This window comes from Longimicrobium sp. (assembly GCF_036554565.1).
GTDB lineage: Bacteria > Gemmatimonadota > Gemmatimonadetes > Longimicrobiales > Longimicrobiaceae > Longimicrobium.
Window position 1 is genome coordinate 1 of record NZ_DATBNB010000307.1, and the last position, 7,785, is coordinate 7,785.

Annotated in this window: 2 protein-coding genes; one reads left to right on the top strand and one right to left on the bottom strand. The window is 72.3% G+C overall.

What is annotated here, in order from left to right:
* The coding region (locus VIB55_RS08345; protein ID WP_331876216.1) for a condensation domain-containing protein at positions 1-268 on the bottom strand (268 nt) is incomplete at its 3' end.
* Between VIB55_RS08345 and VIB55_RS08350 the strand changes: the two genes are divergently transcribed.
* On the top strand, positions 158-7,785 hold a 7,628-nt coding region (locus VIB55_RS08350), incomplete at its 3' end, for an amino acid adenylation domain-containing protein (RefSeq protein WP_331876217.1). The genes VIB55_RS08345 and VIB55_RS08350 overlap by 111 nt on opposite strands.

Genomic DNA, 7,785 nt, shown 5'->3' on the forward strand with positions numbered 1-7,785 from the left:
CCGACGACCAGCCGTCGGAGACGATGTGGTGCATCGTCAGCAGCAGCACGTGGTCGTCCTCCGCCATCCGGACCAGCCGGGCGCGGAGCAGCGGCCCCCGCTCCAGGTGGAACGGGGCGATCGCCTCGCCGGCCGCCAGGCGCCGCAGCTGCTGGAGCTGCCCACCGACCGCCCGCGTCCGGCCCGGCAGGACCACGCCGGGGCCCTCGCGGGGATGGACCTGGGCGACGAGCTTTCCGCCGGGCTCAGAGCGCTCTCGCGCCGGCACGGCACCACGCTGCACATGACGCTGCTCGCGGGCTGGGGCGCGGTGCTGGGGCGGCTGGCGGGGCAGGACGACGTGGTGGTGGGGACGCCCTCGGCCAACCGCGGCCGCCGCGAGATCGAGGCGCTGATCGGCTTCTTCGTGAACACGCTGGCGCTGCGCATCGAGCTCGGCGGCTCGCCCTCCGTCTCCGATCTGCTCCGGCGGACGAAGGAGCGGGCGCTGGAGGCGCAGCACCACCAGGACATCCCCTTCGAACAGGTGGTGGAACTGGTGCAGCCGGTGCGCACCCTGGCGCACAGCCCGCTCTTCCAGGTGATGTTCGGCTGGCAGAACGCGTCGGAAGACGGGCTGCAGCTCCCCGGCCTCAGCCTGGGCGGTGTGGCCGTGGGCGGGGGCGCGGCGTCGCGGCCGGTGGCGAAGTTCGACCTGTCGCTCACCCTGGGAGAGGCGGGGGGGCGCATCGGCGGGAGCCTGGTCTACGCGACGTCGCTCTTCGAGCAGGCGACGGTGGAGCGCCACCTGGCGTACCTGCGCAAGGTGCTGGAGGCATTCGTCGCCGACGACCTGCAGGCCGTGGATGCGCTCCCGCTCCTGCCGGATGCGGAGCGGCGCCTCGTCGTGGAGGAGTGGAGCCGGACGGAGGCTGCATCCCCGTCGGAAGTCTGCATCCACGAGCTGTTCGCGGCGCAGGCGCGGCTGACGCCCGGGGCCGCGGCCCTGGTCCACGCGGACCAGGAGACGGCCTACGCGGAGCTGGACGCGCGCGCCAACCGGCTCGCGCACCACCTGCGGTCGCTCGGCGTCGGGCCGGAGGCGCGCGTGGCGGTCTTCCTGGAGTGGGGCCCCGAGCTGGTGGTCGCGCTCCTGGCCGTGCTGAAGGCGGGCGGCGTCTACGTGCCGCTGGATCCGTCGCTTCCCGACGAGCGCCTGGCGTTCATGGCCGACGACGCCGGTGTGGCTGCGCTGGTGACTCGCGACGCACTTGCCGGCCGCCTGACTGCGGGCGTGACGGTGCGTGTGGATGCCGACGCGGAGCGGATCGCCGCCGAGTCCGGCGAGGTCCCCGCATCCGGCGTCGCCCCGGAAGGCCTCGCGTACCTGATCTACACGTCGGGATCCACCGGCCGTCCCAAGGGCGTGGCCGTGGAGCACCGTGCCGCGGCCGCGCACTTCCGCGCGATGGCCGGCGCGCTGGAGATCGTCCGCGAGGACCGCGTTCTCCAGTTCGCCTCGTCGGGCTTCGACGTGTCGCTGGAGCAGGTCTTCAATCCGCTTCTCAGCGGCGCCACGCTGGTGCTGCGGGGCGCGGAGCTGTGGAGCCCCGCCGAGTTCGCCGCGCGGGCCCGCTCCCTGGGCGTGACCGTCGCCAACCTTCCGCCGGCGTACTGGCAGGAAGTCCTGGCCACGGGCGCGCTTCCCGACGTCCGCCTGCTCCTGGTGGGCGGCGACGCTCTCCCGGTGTCGGCGGCCGCGGCGGGAGACGCCACGCGCCTGCTCAACGGCTACGGCCCCACGGAGGCGGTGGTCACCGCTACGGCGTTCACCGTCCCCGGTGGCTTCGCGGAGGGCTTCGCCGGATCGACCGCGCCCATCGGGCGGCCCATTCCCGGGCACGACGCCTACATCCTCGACTCGCGCGGAGCGCCCGTACCCCTGGGAGTTGCGGGCGAGCTGTTCCTGGGCGGGCTCCTGGCGCGCGGCTACCTGGCGCGGCCGGGGCTGACGGCGGAGCGCTTCGTCCCCGACCCGTTCGGCGGCGAGCCGGGCGCGCGCCTGTACCGAACGGGCGACCGGGCACGCTGGCTCGCCGACGGCACGATCGAGTTCCTGGGCCGGATCGACTTCCAGGTAAAGGTGCGCGGCTTCCGCATCGAGCTGGGCGAGATCGAGGCTCGCCTGCGCGAGCACCCGTCGGTGCGCGAGGCCGTGGTGGCCGCGCGCGAGGTGAGGCCGGGCGACACGCGGCTGGTGGCGTACGTCGTGGAAGCGGACCCGGTCGAGGCCGATGCGCTGCGGGCGCACCTGTCGGAGCGGCTGCCGGAGTACATGGTGCCCGCGGCCTACGTGCGCCTATACGCTTTCCCGCTGACGCCCAGCGGCAAGGTGGATCGCAAGGCGCTCCCCGCGCCCGATGGCGACGCGTTCGCGACGCGCGGCTACGAGGCGCCGGTGGGAGAGACGGAGCAGGTGCTGGCGGAGGTCTGGTCCGAGCTCCTGGGCGTGGAGCGGGTAGGCCGCTGGGACAACTTCTTCGAGCTGGGCGGCCACTCGCTGCTCGCGGTCCGCGTGATCTCGCGCGTACGCCAGGTGCTGGGCGCGGAGGTGGGGATCGGCGACCTGTTCGAGCGCCCGGTGCTGGCCGATCTCGCACAGGCCCTGGCGACGGCGGGGCCATCGGCGCTGCCGGCGATCGAGCCCGCGGACCGCTCGGCGCCGCTGCCGCTGTCGTTCGCTCAGCAGCGGCTGTGGTTCGTGGAGCAGCTGGGCAACTTGGGGAGCACGTACCACGTTCCCCTGCGGCAGCGGCTGCGCGGCGAGCTGGACGGGGCGGCGCTGGCGCGTGCGCTGGACCGCATCGTGGCCCGCCACGAGGCGCTGCGCACGGTCTTCGCCGAGGTGGACGGCGTTCCCGAGCAACGGATCCCTCACGCGGGGGAGACTCACTTCCGCCTGGTGGAGCACGACCTCCGCGATCATCCGCAGGCCGGGGCGGAGCTTCAGCGGCTGATGATGGAAGAGTCGGGCGCGCCCTTCGACTTGGCGCGCGGTCCGCTCATCCGCGGCCGGCTGGCCCGGCTGGCGGAATACGACTACGTGCTGCTCGTCACCATGCACCACATCGTCTCTGACGGGTGGAGCATGGGCGTGTTCACACGCGAGCTGGGCGCGCTCTACGACGCCTTCCGCCGTGGCGAGCCCGATCCGCTTCCCGCGCTGCCGATCCAGTACGCGGATTACGCCGTCTGGCAGCGCCGGTGGGTGGAGGGCGAGGTGCTTCGCGAGCAGGCGGAGTACTGGACGCAGGCGCTGGCCGGTGCGCCGGAGCTGCTGGAGCTGCCGACCGACCATGCGCGGCCGCTCAAGCAGGACTTCTCCGGCGGCGTGGTGAACCTCGCGCTGAACGAGGAGCTGACCGCGAGCTTGAAGGCGTTCGGCCAGCGGCACGGCGCGACGCTCTTCATGACGCTGCTGGCCGGCTGGGCGGCCGTGCTGGGCCGCCTGTCGGGGCAGGACGACGTGGTGATCGGCACGCCGACCGCCAACCGGGGGCGCAGCGAGATCGAGGGGCTGATCGGCTTCTTCGTCAACACCTTGGCGCTGCGGGTGAACCTGTCGGAGTCGCCGACCGGGGCGGCGTTGCTGGCGCAGGTGAGGGAGCGGGCGCTGGGGGCGCAGCAGAACCAGGACATCCCCTTCGAGCAGGTGGTGGAGCTGGTGCGGCCAGCGCGCTCCCTGTCGCACACCCCGCTCTTCCAGGTGCTGTTCGCCTGGCAGAACGCGCCCGAGAACGAGCTGGAGCTGTCCGGCCTGGGGCCGGCCTCCGGGAGAGGGGCGCCGGCACCTGCCGCGCAGGCGGGTGCGCCCGAGCAGACCACGGCCAAGTTCGACCTTTCGCTCTCACTGCTGGAGAAGGACGGGAGGATTGCTGGCGTCGTGACGTACGCTTCCGCGCTCTTCGAGCGGGCCACGGTGGAGCGCTTCGTCGGATACCTGCGGCTCGCGCTCGAGGCGATGGTCGCGGACGAGAGCCAACCAGTGGACCGGCTGGAGATCGTCCGCGGGGCGGAGCGGCGCCTCGTCCTGGAGGAGTGGAACGCGACGGGACGTGCGTACCCCACCGATGGTTTCCGCGTCCACGATCTGTTCCGCGTCCAGGCGGCGCGTACACCGGAAGCGATCGCGCTCTCCTGGCGGGGCGAGCGTTGGACGTACGCGGAGCTGGAGCGCCGGGCGAACCAGATCGCCAACGCGCTGCGCCGCCGTGGCGTGGGCCCGGAGGTGCGCGTGGGCATCTGCCTGCCGCGTACGCCGGATCTCGTGGCCGCGATGCTGGGCGTGCTGGGTGCGGGTGGCGCGTACGTGCCGCTGGACCCCGCGTACCCGCGCGAGCGGCTGGGCTACATGGCCGAAGACGCCGCGATCACGCTGGTCATCACCGACTCCGCCGTCGCGGACCGGTTGCCGGAAGGCGCGGACGCGCTCCTGCTCGACCGCGAGCGCGACGCCATCGCGGCGGAATCCGCCGAGCCGTTCGAGAGCGGCGTCGTGCCCGAGAACCTGTCGCACGTCATCTTCACCTCCGGGTCCACGGGTCGTCCCAAGGGAGTGATGATCCGCCACTCCTCGGTCGTCGTCCTGCTGCACTGGTTGCGGGAGAACGTGACGGACGAGGAGCGCTCGTCGGTGCTCTTCTCCACCTCCATCAACTTCGACGTTTCCATCGCCGAGATGTTCGGCACGCTCGCCTGGGGCGGAAAGCTGGTGCTGGTGGAGAACGCGCTGGAGCTGGCCACGGTCGACGAAGACGTCGTGCACGTCAGCATGGTGCCGAGCGCGGCGGCGGAGCTGCTGCGCGGCGGCGGCATCCCGGCGTGCGTCAAGACGCTGAACCTGGGCGGCGAGGCGCTGCCGAACGCCCTGGCTCAGGGGCTTTACGCGCTGGACACGGTGCAGAAGGTCGGCAATCTCTACGGCCCCACCGAGGACACCACTTACTCCACGTACCACGTCGTGCCGCGCGGCGCAGACCAGGTGCTGGTCGGCGCGCCGGTAGCGAACACGCAGGCGTATGTGCTGGATGCGCACCTGCAGCCGGTGCCGGTCGGCGTCACGGGCGAGCTCTACCTGGCGGGCGACGGCCTGTCGCGCGGCTACGCGAACCATCCCGCGATGACCGCGGAGCGCTTCGTCCCGTGCCCGTTCGGTGCGCCGGGAGCGCGGATGTACCGGGTGATGGACCGCGTACGGCGGCGCGCGGACGGGGAGATCGAGTACCTGGGCCGGATCGATTTCCAGGTGAAGGTGCGGGGCTACCGCATCGAGCTGGGCGAGATCGAGGCGCGGCTCGCGGAGCATCCGGGCGTGCGTGCCCCGGTCGTTCTCGTCCGCGAGGACGCGCCCGGCGACCGGCGTTTGATGGCGTACTACCTGGCGGATGAAGCGGTTGCGGTGGATGCGCTCCGTGCGCACCTCACCGACCGCCTGCCGGAGTACATGGTGCCCGCGGCGTACGTGTGGATGGACGCGTATCCGCTCACCCCGAACGGCAAGGTAGACCGCAGGGCGCTGCCCGCGCCGGAAGGGGACGCCTACTCCACCGGCGAGTACGCGGCGCCCGTGGGGGAGACGGAACAGGCGCTGGGCGGGATCTGGGCCGAAGTGCTGGGCGTGGAGCGGGTGGGCCGCCACGACAACTTCTTCGAGCTGGGCGGGCACTCGCTGCTGGCCGTGCGGGTCATCTCGCGGATGCGGCAGGTGCTGGACGCTGAGGTGGGCATCGGCGACCTCTTCGAGCGTCCGGTGCTGGCGGACCTCGCGCGCACCATCGAAAACGCGGGACGCACCGAGCTGCCGCCGATCGAGCGCGTGGATCGCACCGGGCGGCTGCCGCTCTCCTTCGCGCAGCAGCGCCTCTGGTTCCTGGAGCAGTTCGGCAATCTGGGCGACACGTACCACGTCCCCATGCGGCGGCGTCTGGAAGGGGAGCTGGACGGGTCGGCTCTGCGGCGTGCGCTGGACGCGATCGTGGCGCGGCACGAGGCGCTGCGCACGACGTTCGTGGAGATGGACGGGGAGCCGGTGCAGCGGATCGCGGAGGAGAGCCGGTTCCACCTCGTGGAGCACGACCTGAGCGGGCACCCGGACGCCGCGGCGGAGCTCCGCCGGCTGTCGGCCGAGGAGGCGAACGCACGCTTCGACCTGGAGCACGGCCCGCTCATCCGTGGGCGGCTGGTGCGGCTGGGCGAACACGACCACGTCCTGCTGATGACGATGCACCACATCGTCTCCGACGGCTGGAGCATGGAGGTGCTGACGCGGGAGATGGGCACGCTCTACGAGGCCTTCCGCCGCGGAGAGTCGAATCCCCTCGCCCCGCTGCCGGTGCAGTACGCCGACTACGCGGCCTGGCAGCGGAAGTGGGTCGCCGGCGAGGTGCTGCGCCAGCAGGCGGAGTACTGGACGCAGACGCTTGCCGGTGCGCCCGAGCTGCTGGAACTGCCGACGGACCATCCACGTCCCGTGCGGCAGGATCATGCGGGGAGCACGGTGGGGATCAGCCTGGACGAGGATCTCTCGGCCGCGCTGAAGGAACTTTCGCGGCGGCACGGCGCCACCCTCTTCATGGCGGTGCTCGCCGGGTGGGCCGCGGTGCTGCGCCGCATCTCCGGCCAGGACGACGTGGTGGTGGGAACGCCCACGGCCAACCGGGGCCGCACGGAGATCGAGGGGCTGATCGGTTTCTTCGTCAACACCCTCGCCCTGCGCGTGGACCTGTCGGAGTCGCCCACCGTCGCCGAGCTGCTGGAGCAGGTACGGGCGGCGTCGCTGGGGGCGCAGCAACACCAGGACATCCCCTTCGAGCAGGTGGTGGAACTGGTGCAGCCTGCGCGCAGCATGTCGCACAGCCCGCTCTTCCAGGTGATGTTCGCCTGGCAGAACGCGTCGGAGGGCCGGCCGGAGCTTCCCGGCCGCAACCCGGAGGGCGTGTCCCCGGCGGCGACGGCCAAGTTCGACCTGTCGCTCTCGCTGGGAGAGGCGGGGGAGCGCATCGCGGGCAGCCTGACCTACGCGACGTCGCTGTTCGAACGCGCCACCATCGAGCGCCACCTGGCGTACCTGCGCCGGGTGCTGCAGGCAATGGCGGCCGACGACGTCCAGCCCGTGGACGCGCTCCCGCTCCTGCCGGATGCGGAGCGGCGCCTCGTCGTCGAGGAGTGGAACGCGACCGGCGCCGCGTATCCCCGCGACCTCTGCATCCACGAGCTGGTCCAGGCGCAGGCCGCGCGCGCGCCGGACGCGGTGGCGGTCGTCTTCGACGCCGGCGAGCTCACCTACGCCGAGCTGAATGAGCGCGCCAACCGGCTCGCTCACCATCTGGCCGGGCACGGCGTGGGGCCGGATGCGCGGGTGGCGATCTGCGTGGAGCGGGGCCCGGAGATGATGGTAGGGCTCCTGGCCATCCTCAAGGCCGGCGGCGGCTACGTTCCGCTGGACCCGGGCTATCCGGCGGAGCGGCTGCGCTACATGCTCCACGACAGCGCACCCGTGGCCGTGCTCACGCAGGGTTCTCTGGATGGCGTGCAGGCGCTGTTCGCGGGCCTGCACGTGCCAGTGATCGACCTGCAGGCTGATGACTGGGCCAGGGGCCCGGCGACCAATCCGGCACGCGCGGGGCTCACCCCCGGGCACCTGGCCTACGTCATCTACACCTCCGGCTCCACGGGCACCCCCAAGGGTGTGATGATCGAGCACCGGAGCCTGGCGAACCACACCGCGTGGCAGGCCGGCGCCTTCGG